Annotated in this window: 15 protein-coding genes; 5 read left to right on the top strand and 10 right to left on the bottom strand. The window is 72.7% G+C overall.

Annotated features, from left to right (window positions below):
- Window positions 1-159 precede the first annotated feature (159 nt).
- The 8 genes from F9B98_RS02235 to F9B98_RS02200 all read right to left on the bottom strand — a co-directional run bounded on the left by F9B98_RS02235 (window position 160) and on the right by F9B98_RS02200 (window position 10,488).
- Window positions 160-1,119 carry an NAD-dependent epimerase/dehydratase family protein gene (locus F9B98_RS02235; RefSeq protein ID WP_150952261.1) on the bottom strand — a complete coding sequence of 320 codons (960 nt, stop codon included), beginning with the start codon at window positions 1,117-1,119 and terminating at the stop codon, window positions 160-162.
- Entirely contained in the window at window positions 1,116-3,794 is a 2,679-nt protein-coding gene (locus F9B98_RS02230; RefSeq protein ID WP_150952258.1) for an alpha/beta fold hydrolase, read from the bottom strand. The genes F9B98_RS02235 and F9B98_RS02230 overlap by 4 nt, the downstream gene beginning before the upstream one ends.
- Complete coding sequence (locus tag F9B98_RS02225; protein ID WP_150952255.1) at window positions 3,791-4,813, bottom strand: 3-oxoacyl-ACP synthase III; 1,023 nt, start codon at window positions 4,811-4,813, stop codon at window positions 3,791-3,793. The genes F9B98_RS02230 and F9B98_RS02225 overlap by 4 nt, the downstream gene beginning before the upstream one ends.
- Before the next feature lie 126 nt (window positions 4,814-4,939).
- The gene (locus F9B98_RS02220) at window positions 4,940-6,241 is read right to left on the bottom strand and encodes a DUF58 domain-containing protein (RefSeq protein ID WP_150952253.1); all 1,302 of its coding nucleotides are present in this window, start codon (window positions 6,239-6,241) and stop codon (window positions 4,940-4,942) included.
- Complete coding sequence (locus tag F9B98_RS02215) at window positions 6,241-7,248, bottom strand: AAA family ATPase (RefSeq protein ID WP_150952249.1); 1,008 nt, start codon at window positions 7,246-7,248, stop codon at window positions 6,241-6,243. Before F9B98_RS02215 ends, F9B98_RS02220 begins: the two co-directional genes overlap by 1 nt.
- Window positions 7,245-8,351 (bottom strand): DUF4350 domain-containing protein, encoded by a 1,107-nt coding sequence (locus tag F9B98_RS02210; RefSeq protein ID WP_225310191.1) that lies wholly within the window; start codon window positions 8,349-8,351, stop codon window positions 7,245-7,247. Before F9B98_RS02210 ends, F9B98_RS02215 begins: the two co-directional genes overlap by 4 nt.
- Window positions 8,352-8,458: 107 nt before the next feature.
- Window positions 8,459-9,112 (bottom strand): DUF4129 domain-containing protein, encoded by a 654-nt coding sequence (locus F9B98_RS02205; RefSeq protein WP_150952244.1) that lies wholly within the window; start codon window positions 9,110-9,112, stop codon window positions 8,459-8,461.
- The gene (locus F9B98_RS02200; protein ID WP_150952242.1) at window positions 9,109-10,488 is read right to left on the bottom strand and encodes a glycerophosphoryl diester phosphodiesterase membrane domain-containing protein; all 1,380 of its coding nucleotides are present in this window, start codon (window positions 10,486-10,488) and stop codon (window positions 9,109-9,111) included. The genes F9B98_RS02205 and F9B98_RS02200 overlap by 4 nt, the downstream gene beginning before the upstream one ends.
- A gap of 164 nt (window positions 10,489-10,652) precedes the next feature.
- On the opposite strand from F9B98_RS02200, the gene mtrA reads away from it, so the two are divergent.
- From mtrA to hpf, 5 genes are all read left to right on the top strand, one after another.
- On the top strand, window positions 10,653-11,333 hold the full coding sequence (gene mtrA, locus F9B98_RS02195; protein WP_136586990.1) for an MtrAB system response regulator MtrA: 681 nt from the start codon (window positions 10,653-10,655) through the stop codon (window positions 11,331-11,333).
- Window positions 11,334-11,340: 7 nt separating this feature from the next.
- Window positions 11,341-13,026: an MtrAB system histidine kinase MtrB gene (gene mtrB, locus F9B98_RS02190; protein WP_150952239.1), complete on the top strand. Its 1,686-nt coding sequence runs from the start codon at window positions 11,341-11,343 to the stop codon at window positions 13,024-13,026.
- Window positions 13,023-14,681: an LpqB family beta-propeller domain-containing protein gene (locus F9B98_RS02185; protein ID WP_150952236.1), complete on the top strand. Its 1,659-nt coding sequence runs from the start codon at window positions 13,023-13,025 to the stop codon at window positions 14,679-14,681. The genes mtrB and F9B98_RS02185 overlap by 4 nt, the downstream gene beginning before the upstream one ends.
- A gap of 91 nt (window positions 14,682-14,772) precedes the next feature.
- The gene (locus tag F9B98_RS02180) at window positions 14,773-15,441 is read left to right on the top strand and encodes a ComF family protein (protein ID WP_150952233.1); all 669 of its coding nucleotides are present in this window, start codon (window positions 14,773-14,775) and stop codon (window positions 15,439-15,441) included.
- 93 nt (window positions 15,442-15,534) lie between these two features.
- Complete coding sequence (gene hpf / locus F9B98_RS02175) at window positions 15,535-16,197, top strand: ribosome hibernation-promoting factor, HPF/YfiA family (RefSeq protein WP_150952230.1); 663 nt, start codon at window positions 15,535-15,537, stop codon at window positions 16,195-16,197.
- A 48-nt stretch (window positions 16,198-16,245) separates the two neighbouring features.
- Here hpf and F9B98_RS02170 read toward each other — a convergent pair whose 3' ends face one another.
- A complete protein-coding gene (locus tag F9B98_RS02170; RefSeq protein ID WP_150952227.1) occupies window positions 16,246-17,670 on the bottom strand; it encodes a hypothetical protein in 1,425 nt (474 codons plus the stop codon).
- A gap of 202 nt (window positions 17,671-17,872) precedes the next feature.
- Window positions 17,873-19,180: a hypothetical protein gene (locus F9B98_RS02165; RefSeq protein ID WP_150952224.1), complete on the bottom strand. Its 1,308-nt coding sequence runs from the start codon at window positions 19,178-19,180 to the stop codon at window positions 17,873-17,875.
- Window positions 19,181-19,192: the final 12 nt, after the last annotated feature.

Here is a 19,192-nt window from a genome sequence, read left to right as displayed (position 1 = left end):
CGCGTCTGCGGAAGCCGCCCGCGCGGACACGACGCAGGACTTCCACGCTCCGAGGTGGCCGGACCGGCCGTGGCGGCCGCATCGCCGACGGAAGTCCTGCGTTGCGCCCGCATGCCGAGCGCGGCGGCTTCATGGCCGCTGAGGGGCGGATGCCGCGGCTCAGGCTCGCGACAGGCGGCGCAGGCCCTCGTCGATCGACACCGCCGGCGTCCACCGCAGGTCGCGGCGGATCTCGGTCTGGTCGAACCAGTGCGCGGTCGACAGCTGCTCGGCGAGGAAGCGGGTCATGGGCGGTTCGTCCTGCCCCGGGCGCACGGCCCACACCCGCTCGATCAGCGATCCCGCGGCCTTGGCCACCCCCGCGGGCACGCTGAAGCGCGGAGGGGTCACGCCCGAGGCGCGGCAGATCCCGGCGAGAAGGTCGCCGACCGGCCGCGGTTCGCCGTTGGTCAACACGTACGCGCGACCGCTGACCTCGTCGACGCGATGGAGGGCGGCGACGATCCCGGATGCCGCGTTGTCGACGAACGTGGAGTCGATGAGCGCCGTGCCGCCGTCCAGCAGGGGGAGCGTGCCCCGGCGGGCGCGGGCGACGACGCGCTCGATGAGTTGCGTGTCGCCCGGGCCCCAGACGAGGTGCGGGCGGATCGCGACCAGGGCGGTGTCGCCCGTCGCGCGGGAGAGCGCGAGCAGTTCGGCCTGGGCCTTCGTGCGGGCGTATTCGCCGCGCGCGGCATCCGGATCCGCGGGCTCGGCCCCCACCCCCGCCAGGGCATGACCGGCGTGCGCGACCGAGGGCGACGAGACGTGGACGACGCGCGTGACGGCGGCGGCGGCGGCGGCATCGAGCAGGATGCGCGTGCCCTCGACGTTCACGGCGTGGAACTGCGCGGGGTCGCCGGCCAGCGAGACCTTCGCCGCGAGGTGCACGACGCCGTCGATCCCCTCGAGGGCGGCGGCCACGGCATCCGGATCCGTGACCGAACCCTGCCGGTCCTCGGCTCCGTCCACACCCGAGGGGCGGCGCTGCAGGGTGCGGACGTGGTGACCGGCGTCCTGCAGGGCGCGCACGACGGCGCGACCGAGGAACCCGGACGATCCGGTGGCGAGGACCCTCACGGCGCCGTCGGTTTCTCTCCGGCCAGCACGCGCTCGGCCCAGGCGGCCAGGCGCGAGCGGTCGATCTTGGAGTTGTGGCGGATGTCGGTCGGCAACGACGGCACCGCGAGCACCGCGGCCAGTCGTTGCGTCGTCGCCCGGCGCACCTGTTCGGTCAGATCGGGGGATGCCAGGCCCGGGCGCCGGACGCCCGCCTCGACGACCGCGACCACGACCTGGCCGCCCACCGGGCCCACGCCGACAGCGGCGGCGCGCTCGATGGCGGGCACGGCCTCGACGTCCTGCTCGATGCCCACCGGGGTGACGGGGCCGTCGGCGGTGGTGATGACGTGGGGGAGGCGCCCCTCGATCCAGAGGCGTCCGTCGTCGTCGAGGTGGCCGACGTCTCCGGTGCGGTGCCAGCGGTCGGGAAGACCGCGCCGTGCCTCCCGGTCGGTGAGGTAGAGGCGGAAGTATCCGCGCTTGAGGTGCGGCGCCGAGATGACGACCTCGCCGGTGATTCCCGGCTCCTTCGACGGCTCGCCGGAGGCGCGACCCGCGGCGTCGATCGCCGAGATGCGCACCTGGCCGGTGCCGAGCGGGCGGCCGACGCATACGCCGCGATCGCCCCGGGCCTGCTCGATCTCGGGCAGGGTGACGTCGGCGACGAGCAAGCACTCGGTCATGCCGTAGGGCGTGTGGGCCGTCGCGTTCGGCATCAGCTCCTGCGCGCGGCGGAGGAGCTCGATGCTCACCGGAGCGCCGGTCGACAGGAACGTCTCGACGCGTGCGAGCGCGGCGCGGTCGTCGTCGGTGAGCGTCGCGGCCGTCGCGACGACGTTCGACACGGCCGCGGGCGAGAGGAACACGATCCGCGCGTCCGAGGCGCGGACGGCCGCGGCCACGGCGGCGGCGGTCAGGGTGCGCGGGGCGGAGACGTCCATGTCGGGCGTTGCGGAGCGCGTGCCCAGCGCCGGCCCCAGCAGGGCGAAGGGGGCGAAGCCGGTGACCAGACCCGTCTCGGCGGTGACGCCGAAGTGCGCCGCGAGGGTGTCGCGCAGCGCGGTGAGCTGGGCGTGCGTGTACACGACGCCCTTGGCCGGTCCCGTCGAGCCCGAGGTGAACAGCACCGCGGCCTCGGCATCCGCGGCGGGAGGAGCGGGCAGCGCACGACCGCGCCCGGCGCGAGCGAGGTCGGACAGGCTCGCCTCGACGCCGAGGGCGCGTGAGGTGACGGCGGGCAGGTTCGCGGCGGAGATCCGTCGGCCCGGCCACCCGAGGGCGCGTGCGGCGGCGAGACCGGCGACCTCGCCGATGACGACGTCGGGGACCGCTCCGCGCACGGCACGGGACAGACCCCGGATGCCGAGACCCCGATCGGCCACGACGACCACGGCGCCGATGCGCAGACACGCGTACAGGGCCGCGGTGAGCGTGGGGCCGGGCTGGACGAGCAGCGACACGCGGTCGCCCGCGCGCACGCCGAAGGCGTCGAGACCCGCGGCGATCTCGTCGACGCGGGCGGACAGCTGGCGCCAGCTCACGCGCAGCGGTTCTCCGTCGCGGGCCGTGGTCATGTCGATGACGGCGGTGTCGTCGTCGTCGCGGCGGGCGTCGAGGGCGTCCCACAGGTGGCCGGAGGGCGCGTCGGCAGCCTCGGGTGCGGTCTCGGCGGCGGCGTGCTTCGCGGCGGCGGCGCGACGCGAACGGGTCGCGGGCGTCACGGCATCCACGACCTTCTCGTCGAGCCAATCGAGCACGACGTCGGCGTAGGGACGCTCCTCGGCGATGAGGTGTCCGGCGCCCTCGAAACGGTGGACGTCGGCGTGCGGAAGTCGATCGGTGAGGTCGTCGAGGTGGTCCTCGCCGAACACGGGGTCCTTCGGACCGCGCAGCAGCAGGGCCGGCACCTCGAGCTCGCGCAGCCCCGACGACATGCGGTGCAGGGCCGGGGTGCTCTCGTGGTCGGGTGTCGCGGGGATGTCGGCGACGAAACCGCCGATGCCGCGGCGGCGGGCGACGGTCGCGTACGGCGCGCGGAACGCCGCCTTCACCGCGGGGTCGAGCTCGGCCAGCGCCAGGGTGGTGTCGAGGAAGGCCGTGGTGCCCGTGGTGCCCGCCGCGAGCATGCCGCGGGCGGTCGCGACGCGCAGGGCGAACGGGAGCGCGGCCCCGTCGGGGTGGTGCACGGCGGTGTTGAGGGCGATCACCGCGGCGAGGCGGTCGCGGTGCTCGACGGCCCAGCCGAGCGAGACCGGTCCGCCCCAGTCGTGACCGATGGTCACGATCGGACCCCGGATGCCGAGACCCCCGACGAGAGCATCCAGGTCGGCGATGCGCTGGGCCAGGGTGCGCCGCAACGACGAGCGCTCCGAGAAGCCCATCTCGAGCTGGTCGACGGCGACCACGCGCCAGACGGCCGCTCCGGCCTCGGCCCGCGCCAGCGAGGCGTTCACGAGGGCGCGCCACAGGTACGACCACGTGGGGTTGCCGTGCACGGCGACGATGGTGCCGAGCGGTTCGAGGCCGCGTTCGGCGAGAGCGTCGCCGGTGTCGAGGACGTGCCAGAGGCGCGTCGCCCCCGCGTCGGCGAGGACGCCGTCGACGCCCACGAGGCGTGACAGGGCCGGATCGAGCCCGGGCAGGCCCGCGGGGGGAAGAGTGGCCTGCGCTCCCGTGACGCGGGGGAAGCTCACCAGGCCAGCTCCAGCATCCCGGTGTTCAGGCCGGAACCCACTCCCATCAGGAGGACGCGATCACCTCGGCGCAGCGTCTTCTGCTCGGCGGCGAGGGTGATCGGAATCGAAGCGGGACCGACGTTGCCGAGGGTGGGGTATGTCACCGGCACCAGATCGCGGTCGAGCTTGGCGGCGCGGACGATGGCCGAGGTGTGCACCGACGAGACCTGGTGGGTGATGTAGCGGTCCATGCCGGTCCACGAGAACTCGTCCTTGGCCTCTTTCCAGGCCGAGACGACGAGGTCGAGGCCGCCCTTGAGCAGGGCCTTGGCGTCGGTGAACATCCCGTCGACGCTACCGACGCACAGGTCGTAGAACTGCGTCGCGGCGCGCGTGACGCCGCCCACGATGCGGTGCCCCTCGGGGTGGTCGCTCGCGCGGCCGAGGACCGCGGCGGCCGCGCCCGAACCGAGGGTGAGGGAGGCGAACTCCTGCATGAAGGCGTCGCGGTCGAGGTCTTCGCGCACGAGGCGGTTGATGGTGTTCACCTGGATCTCGTCGGCATCCTCGCCGTTGACGATCAGGGCGTATTTGACCTGGCCCGACTGGATCATGCCCGCGGCGAGGCTCATGCCGTTGATGAAGCCGAGGCACGCGTTGGCGACGTCGAAGTTGATCGCCGAGCTCGGCAGGCCCAGGCCGTGGTGCAGGCGCACGGCGACCGAGGGCTCGAGGTGCTTGCGGGTCACCGAGGTGTTGATGATGAGCCCGATCTCGCTCGGGTCGACGCCCGCCTCGGCGAGGGCCTGCTTCCCCGCGGAGATGGTGGCCTCGTCGGAGGACTCGCCCTCCGCCCAGTTGCGACGCTCGGTGACGCCGGCGACGCGGCGAAGCAGACCCGGCTTGAGCTTGAGTCGCTTCAGCGCCGGGGCGAGGCGCTCCTCGATGTCGTCCGACGTCGTGACGCGGCTGGGCAAGACGCTCGCCACCGAAACGAGGGCCACATCGTCGAAGTGCGTGGTGGCGTTACCTGGCAAGAGATCTCCCGCATCCTGTGCGTAGACGGCGCAGCCGGGCGCGGAGGGGACGCATCGACGGCTGGAAAGGGTACCCCCCAGGATAAGCCGCGAGATATGTCGCGGGCTGCATGGGGAAGCGGTGTGCTACAGCCGCCCGGCCGCTTTCAGGGCGAGGTATCGGTCGGCCACGAGCGGCGGCAGGTCGTCGGCCGAGGCCGACACCGCGTCGCCCCCGGCGCGCACGATCGCCGCGGCCACCCGGTCGGCGTCGTGCCGGGCGCGTTCGACGGCCGCGGCGGCGTAGACGTCGGAGGCATCGCGGTGGACGGGGATCTCGCCCGGCCCGTCGGTGGCGGTGGCCACGAGCAGACGTGACCGCGCGGCCACGGCCGGCAGCGAGGCGAGGAACGCGCGGGCCGCTTCGGGGTCGTCGGCCGCGGTGAGCAGCACGACCAGGGCCGGGCGCACGGTGAATCCGCGGACGTGCGCGAGAGCGGCATCCCAGTCGGTGTCGATCAGCTGGGGGTCGACCGGGGCCATCGCGTCGACCAGCGCGGGCAGGAGCTGCGTGCCGTCGACGCGCGTCACGCGGGCGCGGGCGACGCGGTCGAACATCAGCAGGTGGACGTGATCGCCCGCCCGCGCCGCCAGCACCGACAGCAGGAGGGCCGCCTCCATCGCGGCGTCGAGGCGGACCCCGTCGCCCACGCGGGCGGCGGCGGTGCGCCCGGTGTCGATCACGATCACGACGTGGCGGTCACGCTCGGGGCGCCAGGTGCGGAGCACCGTCGTGCCCGCTCGGGCCGTCGCGCGCCAATCGATCGAGCGCACGTCGTCGCCGCGGACGTACTCGCGCAGGCTGTCGAACTCGGTGCCCTGACCGCGCACCTGCAGGCTCGTGTTTCCGTCGAGCTCGCGGAGCCGGGCGAGGCGAGAGGGGAGGTGCCGACGCGAGGTGAACGGCGGGAGCACGCGGATCCGGCCGGGGGCGTCGACGACGCCCTGGCGCCCCGCCAGCCCCAGGGGACCGGCTGCCCGCACGACGACGAAGCCGCTGCGCACCTCTCCCCGGCGTCGGGGGCGCAGGGGCAGCGGAACCCCACGCCGCTCGCCCGGGGGAACCGTGAGCCGCAGACGTTCGGAGGGCGCCCCGGCGGTCGGCTGCCACGCATCGCGGACCCGGGCGCGCAACAGGCGGGTGTTGAGGTTACGCACGCGCAGCTCGCCGGCGACGGGTTCGTCACGCAGGGCCCGCTCGGGGTGGGTGCGCGTGATCTCGACGCGACGCGGATCGGCCGCGAGCACCGTGTCGACGACCACCAGCACGACGCAGAGCACGACCCAGCCCCCGGCGACCGCCCACGCCGAGAGCCCCGCCGTGCTGAGCAGCACCAGGGGCACGACGCCGAGGGCGACGAGCAGAGCGAGACGGCCGGTGACGAACATCAGATGGGAACGCGGGTCTGCTGCAGGACAGAGGTCAGGATGGCATCCACCGAGACGCCCTCGATCTCCGCCTCGGGACGCAGGCGGATGCGGTGACGCCAGACCGGCACGAGCATGGTCTGCACGTGATCGGGGGTGATCGCGGGGTAGCCGCTCAGCCACGCCCATGCCTTGGCGGCCGCGAGCAGACCGGTCGAGGCGCGCGGGCTGACCCCGACCAGCACCGAGGGGCTCTGCCGGGTCGCGCGGGCGAGGTCGACGACGTAGCCGAGCAGGTCGTCGTCGACGGCGACGGATGCCGCGGCCCGCTGCGCCGCGAGGATCTGCGGCGCCGTGACGACCGGCGCGACACCCGCATCGTCGAGCCGGCGGGGATCGAAGCCGGAGGCGTGGCGGCGCAGCACGTCGACCTCGGCGTCGCGACCGGGGAGGTCGACGACGAGCTTGAGGAGGAAGCGGTCGAGCTGCGCCTCGGGCAGGGTGTACGTGCCCTCGTGCTCGATGGGATTCTGCGTGGCGGCGACGAGGAAGGGGTCGGGCAGCGCGCGGCTCTCGCCGTCGGACGACACCTGTCGCTCTTCCATCGCCTCCAGCAGCGCCGCCTGGGTCTTCGGGGGCGTGCGGTTGATCTCGTCGGCGAGCAGCACGTGCGTGAACACGGGACCGGCGCGGAACTCGAAGTTGCCCGCGCGGGCGTCGTAGACGAGGGAGCCGGTGACATCCCCCGGCATGAGGTCGGGGGTGAACTGCACGCGGCGGGTGTCGAGACCGAGCGCGCGGCTGAACGAGCGCACGAGCAGGGTCTTCGCGACACCGGGGACGCCCTCCAGCAGCACGTGACCGCGCGAGAGCAGCGCGATGAGCAAGCCGGTGATCGTGCCGTCCTGCCCGACGACGGCCTTGCCGACCTCGAGGCGCACGCGGTGCATCGCGTCGCGCAGCTCGGCGTGGTCGTCGCCGGGCGCCACGGGGGCCGCGGCTGCGGGGGTCTCGGGGCTGTCGGTCATCGGGTGGTCCCTTCGGTTCGGACGGCGGCGCGCACGCTCTCCTCGAGGTCGCGGAGACGGTCGGCCGCCGCGACGAGGTCGCGGTCGGTGCGGGGGAGGTCGTCGACGAGGATGCCGCGGACGCGCGCGCGATCCGCGCCGAGCCGCTGTGCGACGGCATCGGCGACGTCGTGCGGCGAAGTGCGGGCGGTGAGGCCGAGCAGGCGGCCGATGCGCCCGCGGGCGGCGCGGCGCAGCTCGTTCAGAGCGTGGGAGGCGTCTTTCGACGCGGCGTACAAGCGCGCTCGACCCTCGGTGGTCTCGGTCGCACGGACCGTGACGGGAAGGCGCTCGGCGACGAGCGGGCCGAAGCGGCGTCCGCGCCAGAGGGCGGCGGCGAGAGCCGCCGTCAGCAGCAGCAGCATGGCGGGCGTCACCCACTCGGGAGTGAGGTCGCCGAGGGTGGGAGTGGCCGTTCCCCGATCGGCATCGGAGAGGGAGGGCACGTACCAGACGAGCGACTGCGTCTGGCCGAGGATGCCGAGGGCGAGGGCGGCATCGCCGTCGAGAGGCAGCGCCGTATTGGTGAGGACGGAGAGACCGTCGAGGGCCGTCGCCGTCCGACCGTCGTCGTCGACCGCCTGCAGCAGACCGAAGTCGCCGTCGACCGGGTAGCACGCGTCGACGCCGTCCCCGGGCCGCATCAGTTCTCCGACGCGGGCGGTTGCGGCGGTCGCGGCGGCGGGAACGGTGCACGCGGCGCTCGCGGACAGGTCGGAAGCGAACCCGCCGAGGGTCGAGCCGTCGAGGAGGACGTCGAGAGCCCGCGAGCGCGGCTCGATGAGGACCACGTGCGCGGCGCGGCCGGCGAGGTCGCGGAGTCCCGCGTCCGAGAGCATCGGGGCATCCCGCATCACCAGAGTCGCGTCGCCTCCCGCGAGAGCCCGCTCGGCGGCGGCGCGGTCGCGCGCCACGGTGACGGTCACGCCCTGCTGCTCGAGAATCCGCACGACCGCGCGGCTGCCCTCGGGCCCTGCCGACTCCGGATCGAGGATGCTGCGCTGGGCGTAGCCGCCGTAGACGAGGGTGCCGCCCACCAGGGCGACCAGCAGGAGACCCGCCACCAGGGCGACCCACCCGAGCGCGGCCCGGCGCCGGGATCGGACCGGGCCGGCCGTCGTCGGAGCACTCGTGGCAGATCTCCTCGTGGCAGCGCTCCTCGTCGTCGCGCTCATCGTGGGGCCACCAGCACGGCGCGCGCACGGACGGCGGCGTCGTCGAGGTCGGCGACGACACGGTAGCGCTCCTCGGAGCCCGGTCGGCGCAGGTAGCGGACGTCATCGAAGGTCGCGGCGGCGGGGTCGAGCAGGGGGACCAGCGTCGGCAGGGCGCTCGCCGTCTCGCGGGCGAAGGCGCGGACCGTGGCGCCCGGGGGCGGGTCGACGAGCCCGCGCTCGGTCAGACCGCGCGCGACGGCGCGGAAGCGCAGGACGATCGCCTCGTCCCAGTCGCTCCGGCCGGCCGCGGCCGCGGCGTCGGCGCGCAGCTCGTCGGCGGAGCGGGAGTCATCGTCGTCGAACAGGGCGCGCGCCGGTTCCGTGGCGCGCGTCGACAGGCGCGGGCGCCCCCAGATGAGGACCGCGACCACGATCGCCGCGACGACGACGATGCCCAGGACCACGAGGGCCGACGGACCCCACCCCGAGGTGTCGGGAATGCGCAGCAGGTCTTCGAGGAAGCGCCCCACCGCCTGAGAGATCCGGTCGAGCAGGGTGGGCTCCGCCGACTGATACGTCGGGTCGCTCAGTTCGCGCTCGGCCCACTCCCGCGCCTCATCCGGGTCGGGCAGCAGCGGGAAGACCGCCGCCAGAGCGGAAGGGATCACGCGTCGCCGTTCGAGCCGGGGGCCGCCCACGTGGTCTGCGGCCGGTCGGTTGCGGACGGCGGGGCCGGGGGCGGATCGACCGCGGGCGGGGCGGCCGGAGCGGAGTGGGTCTGCGCGGCCGCAGGAGCGGGAGCCGCGTACGGGGGCGATACCGGGGCGGGCTCGCTCACTGCCGACGCGGTGGGCGGCCCCGGAGGAACCGCGGGGCTCTGCGGTGCGGGAGAGGGCCCGCCCGTCGCGTATCCCACCGGCGCCCCGTAGCCCGGGTACCCCGCGGGCGGGCCGTAGCCCGCGAACGCGGGGGCGACTCCGACGGGGACGGGAGCGGGGCGCTCGACGATCCGGCCGACTCCGACGAGGTAGGGGTCGCTCAGCTCGGTCGCGCCGCCGTCGCGCGCTTCGACGTACGCCTGGAGGTCGTGATCGAGCGCCTCGACACGCATGCGGGCGTCGACGTATACGAGGACCGCGGAGGTCGACTGCACCACGAGTGCGATGCACTGCACGAGCAGGATGCCGAACTGCCCCACCACCTGCAGGGCGACGAAGCCGACGACGGCCTCGACGCCGTCGCCGCCCGTGGGGGCGATGATCGTCGGCACGAACCCGCTGATGAGCCCCAGGGGGATCGAGATGATCTGGCCGACGACGCTGAAGGCGACCGCGATGATGACGACGACCCCCAGCGTCGACCAGAAACGCCCGCGCGTCAGCCGCCACGAGCGGCCGATCGCGCGGAAGACGGGGGCGCGCTCGAGGATGATGACCGAGGGCACGAGGAACAGCTTCGGCGTCAGCCAGAGGTAGAGCGGGATGAGCCCGAGGAAGAACAGCACTCCGACGAGGGCGCCGACCCAGGTCGCGGCGATCACCAGCAGGGCGACGATGCCCGCCAGCACTCCGACCACGACGACGACCACGGCGATCGTCAGTGCGCTGTAGCCGATCAGGCGCCAGAACACCGGGCGCACGCGCGCCCAGACCGCCCGGAGCGAGGGCTTCTCGGCCACCACGGCGTGGGCGACCTCGGCCACGACGATGCCCTGGACCACCACGCTCAGCGCGCCCGACAGCACGCCCAGGACGAGGGCGGTGATGGCGGTGATCGCGACCGACCCGGCCATGATCGCGTCGTAGTCGTCGCTGCCGGGGGCGACGGTGTCGAGACGGGAGAAGCTCGCGACGGCCACCCCGCCGATCGCGACGGTCACGACGATGTAGGCCACCGCCTGCACGACGAGCGCGAAGCCGAGCAGCACCTTCGGATTGTGGCGAAGCGCGGTGAACGAGCGGCCGAGGATCATGCCGAACCCGAAGGGGTGCAGCGGGACGATGCCCGGGCGTGATGCCGGAGTCCAAGCCGGGTACGCGGTCATGTGGGGCCCCTCCTCGTCACATGGCGGTGTCCTCATCGTGTCACACACCCCCGACACGCACGCCTGACGTGCAGGCACGTCGACTACTCTCGATGGGACGTGCCCCCACCCGGGGCGTAGTGCCCGTGCCCGAGCGGGTTTCGAAACGGAAGACGTACACCCGAATGACTTCACGGATCCTGGTTGTCGACGACGACACCGCGCTGGCCGAGATGATCGGCATCGTGCTGCGCACCGAGGGATTCGACACCGTGTTCTGCGCCGACGGAGCGCAAGCGGTGGACGCCTGGCGCACCGAGCGCCCCGACCTCATCCTGCTCGACCTCATGCTGCCCGGCGTCGATGGCATCGAGATCTGCACACGCGTGCGGGCCGAGTCCGGCGTGCCCATCATCATGCTCACGGCGCGCACCGACACGGCCGACGTGGTCAAGGGACTCGAGTCGGGTGCCGACGACTACATCATGAAGCCCTTCAACCCGAAGGAGCTCGTCGCCCGTATCCGAACGCGCCTTCGCCCGGTGCAGGCGCCCGTCGACGAGACGCTGCGCATCGGCGACCTCGTCGTCGACGTCGCCGCGCACGAGGTGCGCCGCGGCGACGCCCCGATCGCCCTGACCCCGCTCGAGTTCGAGCTCCTCGTCGCCCTCGCCGAGAAGCCCCAGCAGGTGTTCTCCCGCGAGATGCTGCTCGAGCAGGTGTGGGGCTACCACTACAAGGCCGACACGCGCCTGGTCAACGTGCACGTCCAGCGCCTGCGCGCGAAGATCGAGGCCGATCCCGACAACCCGCGCATCGTGACGACCGTGCGCGGCGTGGGCTACCGCGCCGGCGCGGTGGCCTGACCCCCTCATGACGGGGGCGGTGCGCACCCTCCCGCGGACGCGGGTGCGGGGATGGCGCGATTGGCGCGTGGTGCGCGATCGCCTGGCGACCCTGTGGCGTCGGTCCCTGCGCTTCCGCACCATCGTGCTGACCGTGACCCTCACGGCCGTGACGATCCTCGTCACCTGCGTCGCGATGGCGCTGGTCATCCAGAACGAGCTGTTCACCGCCCGCAAAGACCAGGTCCTGCTCGAGGCCCAGCGCGCCACCGCCTCGGCCCAGGCGACCCTCGACGCCGCCGTCGATTCGACCGATCCGGCCGCGGCCCAGACGCTGATGAACGGCATCGCGACCCGCCTGTCGCAGCAGTCCTCGAGCGATCTCATCGCGCTGTACCGCATCGGCCCGCCGCCCCCTCTGGCCCCGCAGCCTTTCATCTCTCCCGCCTTCCAGTCCGGCCTGGTCACCGATGCGCTGCGCACCCAGGTGCAGTCGAGCCCCGATCTGCAGTGGTGGCAGTCGGTGGCGCTTCCCGCCGACGACGGCCGCGAGGTTCCCGGCATCCTGGTCGGTCATCAACTGCGTTTCCCCGCCGAGGACGGCGTCGACTCATATGAGCTCTACATGGGGTACGACCTCACGAGCGCCTCGCAGACCCTCGCCTTCGTGCAGGTGCTGCTGTGGGTGGTGGGTCTGGTGCTCGTGCTGCTCATCGGTGCGATCGCGTGGTTCGTGCTGAGGTCGGTGACGACTCCCATCGCCGACGCCGCCGAGACCAGCGCCAAGCTCGCTGCCGGTGATCTGGGGGTGCGCCTGCCGGTCCGGGGCGAAGACGAGCTGGCGACGCTGAACCGCTCGTTCAACGCCATGGCCGACAGCATCGAGTCGCAGATCAAAGAGCTCGCCGACCTCTCGCTCGTGCAGCAGCGCTTCGTCTCCGACGTCTCTCACGAGCTGCGCACGCCCCTGACCACCATCAAGCTCGCGGCCGACATGATCAACGACCAGCGTCAGGAGTTCGATCCGGCGACGGGTCGGGCCGCCGAGCTCCTGCACGCGCAGGTGCAGCGCTTCGAGGTGCTGCTCACCGACCTGCTCGAGATCAGCCGCTACGACGCCGGTTCGGTTCAGCTCGAACTCGAGCCCACGAGCCTGGCCCATCTCGCCGAAGACGTGATCCTGTCGATGGAGCAGCTCGCCGAGGGGCACGGCTCCGACGTACGGCTGGTCGCCCCGGGCGGGTACACGCCCGTCGACATGGATGCCCGACGCATCCGCCGGATCGTCCGCAATCTCCTCGGCAACGCGATCGAGCACGGAGAGGGCCGCCCGATCGTCGTCTCGGTCGACAGTGGTCGGGATGCCGTGGCCCTCGGCGTCCGCGACTTCGGCCTGGGCATGCACCCCGACGACGTCGAACGCGTCTTCGACCGCTTCTGGCGCGCCGACCCCTCGCGCGTGCGCACCATCGGCGGGACGGGCCTGGGGCTGTCGATCGCGCTCGGCGACGCCAAACTCCACGGGGGTACCCTGTCGGTCTGGTCGGAGCCCGGGCGCGGGTCGAACTTCCTGCTCACCCTGCCGCGCGACGGCAAGCCGGTCGGCAGCTCGCCCCTGCCCCTGGTCCCCGACGACGAGCAGGGCGGGGCCCTCGAGGCCCTCGGCCTGACCCAGCCCATCTCCACCCGCCCGGGAGTGAGGAAGACGACATGAGACGCACCCTCGCCCTCGTCGGTCTCGCCCTCGTGCTCGCGCTGACCGCGTGCACCGGGCTCCCGACCTCCGGCTACGTCAACCCCGGCCGCGGTCCGCAGGTCGACGACGCCCAGGCCTTCGCCTTCGTCCCGGACGGTCCGCAGGACGACGCCTCACCCGCCGAGATCGTGGAGGGGTTCCTGCGCGCCGGCTCCGGTCCCGCCGACGACTGGGCCACGGCGAAGCTCTTCCTGGCATCCGGGACGCAGTGGGACCCGCGTGCCCGCGTCACGATCGACCGGCTGGCCGACCGTCGCGCCGCAGCCAACGCCGACGGCACCGGCGTCACCGTCTCGCTCACGACGGTGGCGGGGGTGGATGCCAACGGCGCCTACGCCCCGACGGCGTCCGGCAGCGCGGAGTCGCTGTCGTTCACCCTCGCCCGCGTCGACGATCAGTGGCGCATCACCTCCGCGCCCGACGGTGTCGTGCTGTACGAGGAGGTGTTCCCGACCGTGTACCAGTCGGCATCCATCGCGTACTTCGATCCGACGTGGAGCTTCATCGTCCCCGATGTCCGCTGGTTCCCCCGCGCCCTGGTGGCCAGCCGCGTCGCCACCGCCCTGGTCGACGGGCAGCCGAGCGCGTGGCTCGCCGGCGCGGTCAAGTCGGCCTTTCCCGACGAACTGTCCCTCGTGGGTCGATCGGTCACCCTGTCCTCGAGCGGCGTCGCCCAGGTGCAGTTGCCGCGGGCGGCCCTCAGCCTCGACCGCACGACCCTCGATCGCATGCAGACGCAGCTGTCGAAGAGCCTCGTGACCGCGGGCATCAGCGAGGTCCAGATGACCGTGGAGGGCACCCCCGTGCCCGCGTCGGAGGTCTCGGTCCGTGTGACCCGCGTCGACCCGTCTCCCGCGGTGGTCACGACCGCCGGGGCGTTCGGTTCGCTCACCGGCGACGCCGTCGAGCCGATCGGCGGGCTCTCCGCGGCGATCGAGTCGCTCGCCCCGGCCTCGATCGAGCTCGAGGCCGACCGCAGCCTGGCGGCCGTCCGCACTCAGCAGGGCGCCGTCGCGAGCGCTCTGGCCGACGGGCGGACGTTCCTCCTCGACGAACGTTCGGGATTGATCGCCCCCACGATCGACGCCGAGGGAGAGATCTGGAGCGTGCCGAGCACTTCCCCGACCCAGCTGAGGGTGATCACCGCCGAGGGCGTACCGCGCAACGTCGGCAACGCGTGGCCCGACGCCTCCGAGATCAGCGCCATGCAGATCTCGCGCGACGGCACCCGCGTAGCCGCGATCGTGACGGTTTCGGGGACGCGGGAGGTGTGGGTGGCCGGCATCCAGCGCGAGGGCGGCGAGGTCGATCTCGGCGTCCCGCACGTGCTGTCGTTCTCGCAGCAGGGGGCGTTCGATCTGGCGTGGCTCGACGACACCACGATCGGCGTGCTCGCCGACGTCGACGGCGCGAGCCGCCTGCGCGAGCTCAACGTCGGCGGTCGCGGGACCGAAGCCGCGGCGCCCGACGGCGCGACGACCCTCGCCGCCGGGAGCACGAGCGTCCGCGTGCTCGACGGCACCGGCCGCCTCTACAGCCGCCGCGGCAGCTCCTGGACCCTCGTCGCCACCGACATCCGCGTGCTGGCCGCACAGCAGGGCACGACCTCCTGAGGCTCCTCCCCACGGGGCGGATCCTCCGCGTTGTCCACGGACGGGGGCGATCTCGCCGCCCGGCGGACACGCGACGCGTCACGCTGGGCGCATGTCGGTCTCCTCCGCCGTCTCGGCGTCGCTGCGTGATGCCCTCACGTTCTGGCTGCCCGTCGCCTGCGCCGGCTGCGGCGTGGTCGATGCAGACCTCTGCTCCGGATGCCGCGACGCCCTGGCCGCGCATCCGGTGCGCCGCCCGATCGGGCCGGGGCTGACGGTGACGAGCGCCCTCGCCTTCGAGGGCGTCGCGGCCCGCGTGGTCCGCGCGCTCAAGGAGGAGGGGCGGACGTCCCTCGCGCGCGATCTCGCCCCCGCGCTGGGGGAGGTGCTGCGGCTCGCGTCACCCGCCGGCGCGCTCGTGACCACCGTTCCGAGCACGGGCGCGGCCTTCCGTCGTCGCGGGTTCCGCCCGCTCGACGTGCTGATGCGTCGGGCCGGCTGGAGGCACGTGCGTCTCCTCCGCCTCGCCCGGGCGACCGACGACCAGCGCGGCCTCGGTCGCCACGCGCGGCGCGAGAACGTCGGGGGAGCGTTCGTGAGCCGGCCCCTTCCCGGAGGGGTGGTCGTGGTGGTCGACGACGTGGTGACCACGGGGGCGACCCTGGCCGAGGCGGCGCGGGCGTTGCGCGCTGCGGGAGCGGATGAGGTGGTCGCCGTCGCGCTGGCGCACACGCCGAAACGCGGAGACCTCGGAGGTGAATCCCGGGTGATTGAGACGTGACAGGGGACTGTCGGGCTACTAGCGTGGGGATGACTGAAGGCGACGGATGTTCCGCCCTTAGACCGGGCGGAACCCGGAACAAGGAGGTCACGGATGGACACCAACATCGTCGGCGTGGGAGTCGGTATCACCGATCGTTTCCGCTCGGTGGTCGAAGAGAAGGTCAGCCGCATCGAGCACCTGGCGCCGCGGGCTCAGGCGCTCGAGGTCAAGGTCACTCACCGCTCCTATCGCAACGGTCGTCTGGAGGACGATACGGTCGAGCTCACGCTCGACGGCAAGGGCCCGGTCGTTCGCGCGGAGGCGACCGACACCGACAAGTTCGCGGCCCTCGACCTCGCGGTCGACAAGATCTCCGAGCAGGTGCGTCGCGCGAAGGACAAGCGGATCGACGCCCGGAACCACCCCCGGGGCGCCAAGTTCGAGAAGGGCACCGGAGAGCTCTCCGGAATCGACGTCGAGCCCGCCTCCGTCGAGGTCCTGCGCGCGGTGGCGACCGGCTCGATCCCCGTGCAAGAGGCTGAGACCGACGAAGAGGACTACACGCCCGTCGTCATCCGCCAGAAGGAATTCGGCCCCGAGTGGATGACCGTCGAAGACGCCGTCGACCGTATGGAGCTCGTCGGCCACGACTTCTTCCTCTTCATCGACGCCCGCACCGACCACCCGAGCGTCGTCTACCGCCGCAAGGGCTGGGACTACGGTGTGATCGCCCTCGCGACCCAGGCCTCACCCGCCGTCGAGGTCGCGTCCTGAGCTGAGACGGTGCCCCTGGTCCTCGGACCGGGGGCACCGTGCTGTCGGTCAGCAGGAGGCGGGGGTGATCCAGAAGAGTCGGTACCGCTGGGACCCGCTTGAGCTCGCCGTGAGGCCCATCTCGCTGTAACCGGTGGAGACGTTGCTCGCGATCTTGACGTACTGGTTGGGGGCACGACCGCCGTAATTGTCGTAGAGCGACCCGTCTCGCTTGACGGCGATCACCCTGGCGCTCGCCACGGCATCCCGGAGGAAGTTGTCGTTCGATTCCCCGGTCCCCATCTGCACGGCTCGATTACTCTGCTGGAGTTGACCGCCCGAGATGGTCATCGTCGGGCTTCCGTTGGCGCCCGCCAGAGGGTGCGTCTGCTCCGGGCTCGTCGAGGCGCCGGTGGCCACCTTCTGCCACCCGGCCCGTTGGCTCCACGTCCAGACGTCACCATTCGCGCGCACTGCGGATAGGCCCGTCCGGTCCCCACCACTCGTCCACGACACGGTGAGTCGGACGACGTTGCCATTCTCTCCCGTGCCGATCGTCACGGCACCCGACGAGGATTTCACGACGCCGCTCTTGACCCAGTAGAAGGTGTTGCCCGCCGTGCTGTCCCAAACGGGCGCGATCTGGTCCAGATCATCGGTGACCCCCGTATCCAGCTGCGTCCAGGACCCGCCCTCCTGCCAGCCCCAGACGTCCCCGTTCGACTTGAGGGCCATCGCCAGGGGGCCGCAGCTCGCGACGCGCGCGAAATCGCTGTTCCCACCGGAGGGGAACGTCACCGCGGAGGTCCCCAGTTGCAGGACGCCCGACTTCACCCAGAGCGCTGCCTTGGTGTTGGGTGCCCACACGTACGTGGCCGCCTGCGCGTTCGTGTTCGCACCGGTGCCGATCTGCGTCCACGCTTCGTCGCTCGACGTGCCGTTGTCGAACCACGACCAGATGTCGCCGGTGGTCTTCGTGACGACCGCTCCGGACAGGTTCGTGTTGACGCGGAGGATCTGCGAGTTGGCGTTGGACGGGAACGCCACCGAGTTCGAGCCCGTGGCGAGCGTGCCCGTTCCGGCGACCTGCAGGTCCGCGGCCGTCGTCACCCCGGAGTTCGTCGCCGAGACCGAACCCACACGGACGCCGGCCACGATGTCACCGGCGGGGACGGTGGCGTTTCCGCCGCTGTCGGTGACGTAGCTGCCGCTACCGTTCGCCCACCGCCAGCCCGACGGGAGCGAGAACTGCACGACCTGACCCACGTTGTTCGCCGATTCGACGTGCGCGACGAGGGGGCTGGTCGTTGCCTGGCATGACAGCGTCTCGGCGGGCACGCGCGTGATCGTGATCGTCGTTCCGGACGCCGCGTGCGCGGGGGTCGCCGCGGTGACGGCGATCGCGGGAACGGCCCACGCCGTACCGGTGAGGACGGTACGACGACGAATGCCGCCTGTGCGAGGTGGTTCGGGTGTTTCGTGAGGAGAATTCATGCGGAACCGTCCTTCGGCGAGAGTGCGGGAGCTGACCGAGCGTGGCGAGCTTCGCGTCACGCTCCGTCCAGACTCACGGTCGCGGGTCGCGCCCGGCGCCCTGGTCGATGTCCGTCACCCGCTCGGGGCAGGGATTTCACCAGGATGTGCGCATGTCGACACGCGCCCACCGCGCGCTCCGTCGGCGCGCGACAGCGCGCACTCAGCCGTCGAAGATGTCGCCGAGGAGCGAGCCGATCACGAGGCCGCCGAGCATGCCGCCGACCATGTTGCCGCCCCCCATGCCGCCGCCGCGGCCGTAGCCGCCGCCCCGGCCGTCGTTGCCCCAGTCGTCCGGGCGGGACTGCTCGATGTCGCGCTGGGCGATCTGCAGCGCCTCGGATGCCAGGGCCCCGGCGCGTCGCGCGGTGGCGAGAACCGTCTCGCGCTGCTCCTCCGCTACGGGCCCGAGCGGCAGTCCGGCGCGCAGGCGCTCTGCCTCGACGAAGCGCGTGCGCGCATCGGCGCCGATCCACCCGCGGTGGCCGGTGATGAGTCCGCGCGCCACCGCGATCTGACGGTCGGCGTCGTCGATGGCGTGCTCCACCTGGTCCTGGGAGGGGACGGGGCGGGCCGCGCGCTCGCGGGCGACGTCGAGGTCGGCGTTGGCCTGGCGCAGCGACGACAGCGCCTGGAAGGGGTCGCTGCGCGTTCCCGAGGCGGGCAGTGCGGTCAGCGCCTGCTGGAGCGTCGCCATGGCCTGGGTCACCGCGGGAGTCTGCGCTCCCCGTCGCGCCTCGATGAGGTCGTTGCGGGAGTCGTCGACGACGGCGGCGAGGGTGGACTCGGCGCGGAGCGCTTCGATCTCGAAGGTGTCCACGGCATCCAGGAGCGATTCCGCTCGGCGAACGGCTTCGGTGGCGGCCTCGAGGGCGACCGACGCCTGCTCGCGCTGGCCGGCCTCGCGCCGACGCTCCGAGACGGCAGCGGTGTGCACGGCGAAATCGAGGAGCTGCTCGATCTCGTCGGGGTTCCCGCCGATCTGCGCCAGGGCGGAGTCGCTGTAACGCCGCGAGAGCCGGTCGACGACCTCGCGGGCGTTGGGGATGCGTTCGGCGAGACGGTCGCGATCGGCGCGCACGCGGGCCAGCGTCTCGGGGGCGCGGCGCACGGCGTCGATCTTCGGTTGCAGCACCTGCGTCCGCTCCTCGAGCAGATCTTCGGCCCACTGCGAGAGCTGGATGATGCGCGCGTTGCGCGTGCGCAGCTCCTCCTTCGTGTCGGGGATCTCGTCGTGGTTGAGCTGGTGCAGCTGGAACGCCTCGGCGAGGTGGGTGCGGACGGAGTCCAGCGCCGCGGCCAGGTCTTCGGTGGCCTTGTCGCCGAGCTCGGCGCGGGCGAAGTCGAGTTCGTCCGAGGTCAGGCGCACGCGCTCGTCGGCGGCGACGATCGCAAGCTCCGCCCGGCGTGCCAGATCGGCATCCGCCGCGTCCTGTTCTTCGCGCTTCCTCTTGCCCCAGAAACCGGCCATGGCTCGATCCTA

This window comes from Microbacterium testaceum StLB037, assembly GCF_008763945.1.
Classification (GTDB): domain Bacteria; phylum Actinomycetota; class Actinomycetes; order Actinomycetales; family Microbacteriaceae; genus Microbacterium; species Microbacterium testaceum_G.
Note: the sequence above shows the minus strand (reverse complement) of the source record. Positions and strands in the feature narration are given on the sequence as shown.

Bases quoted from the DNA above. Each gene is read 5' to 3' on its own strand.
- mtrA (WP_136586990.1), top strand. From the start codon at position 10,653: ATGACTTCACGGATCCTGGTTGTCGACGACGACACCGCGCTGGCCGAG.
- hpf (WP_150952230.1), top strand. From the start codon at position 15,535: ATGGACACCAACATCGTCGGCGTGGGAGTCGGTATCACCGATCGTTTC.
- F9B98_RS02165 (WP_150952224.1), bottom strand. From the start codon at position 19,180: ATGGCCGGTTTCTGGGGCAAGAGGAAGCGCGAAGAACAGGACGCGGCG.
- F9B98_RS02170 (WP_150952227.1), bottom strand. From the start codon at position 17,670: ATGAATTCTCCTCACGAAACACCCGAACCACCTCGCACAGGCGGCATT.
- mtrB (WP_150952239.1), top strand. From the start codon at position 11,341: ATGACGGGGGCGGTGCGCACCCTCCCGCGGACGCGGGTGCGGGGATGG.
- F9B98_RS02200 (WP_150952242.1), bottom strand. From the start codon at position 10,488: ATGACCGCGTACCCGGCTTGGACTCCGGCATCACGCCCGGGCATCGTC.
- F9B98_RS02180 (WP_150952233.1), top strand. From the start codon at position 14,773: ATGTCGGTCTCCTCCGCCGTCTCGGCGTCGCTGCGTGATGCCCTCACG.
- F9B98_RS02215 (WP_150952249.1), bottom strand. From the start codon at position 7,248: ATGACCGACAGCCCCGAGACCCCCGCAGCCGCGGCCCCCGTGGCGCCC.
- F9B98_RS02220 (WP_150952253.1), bottom strand. From the start codon at position 6,241: ATGTTCGTCACCGGCCGTCTCGCTCTGCTCGTCGCCCTCGGCGTCGTG.
- F9B98_RS02185 (WP_150952236.1), top strand. From the start codon at position 13,023: ATGAGACGCACCCTCGCCCTCGTCGGTCTCGCCCTCGTGCTCGCGCTG.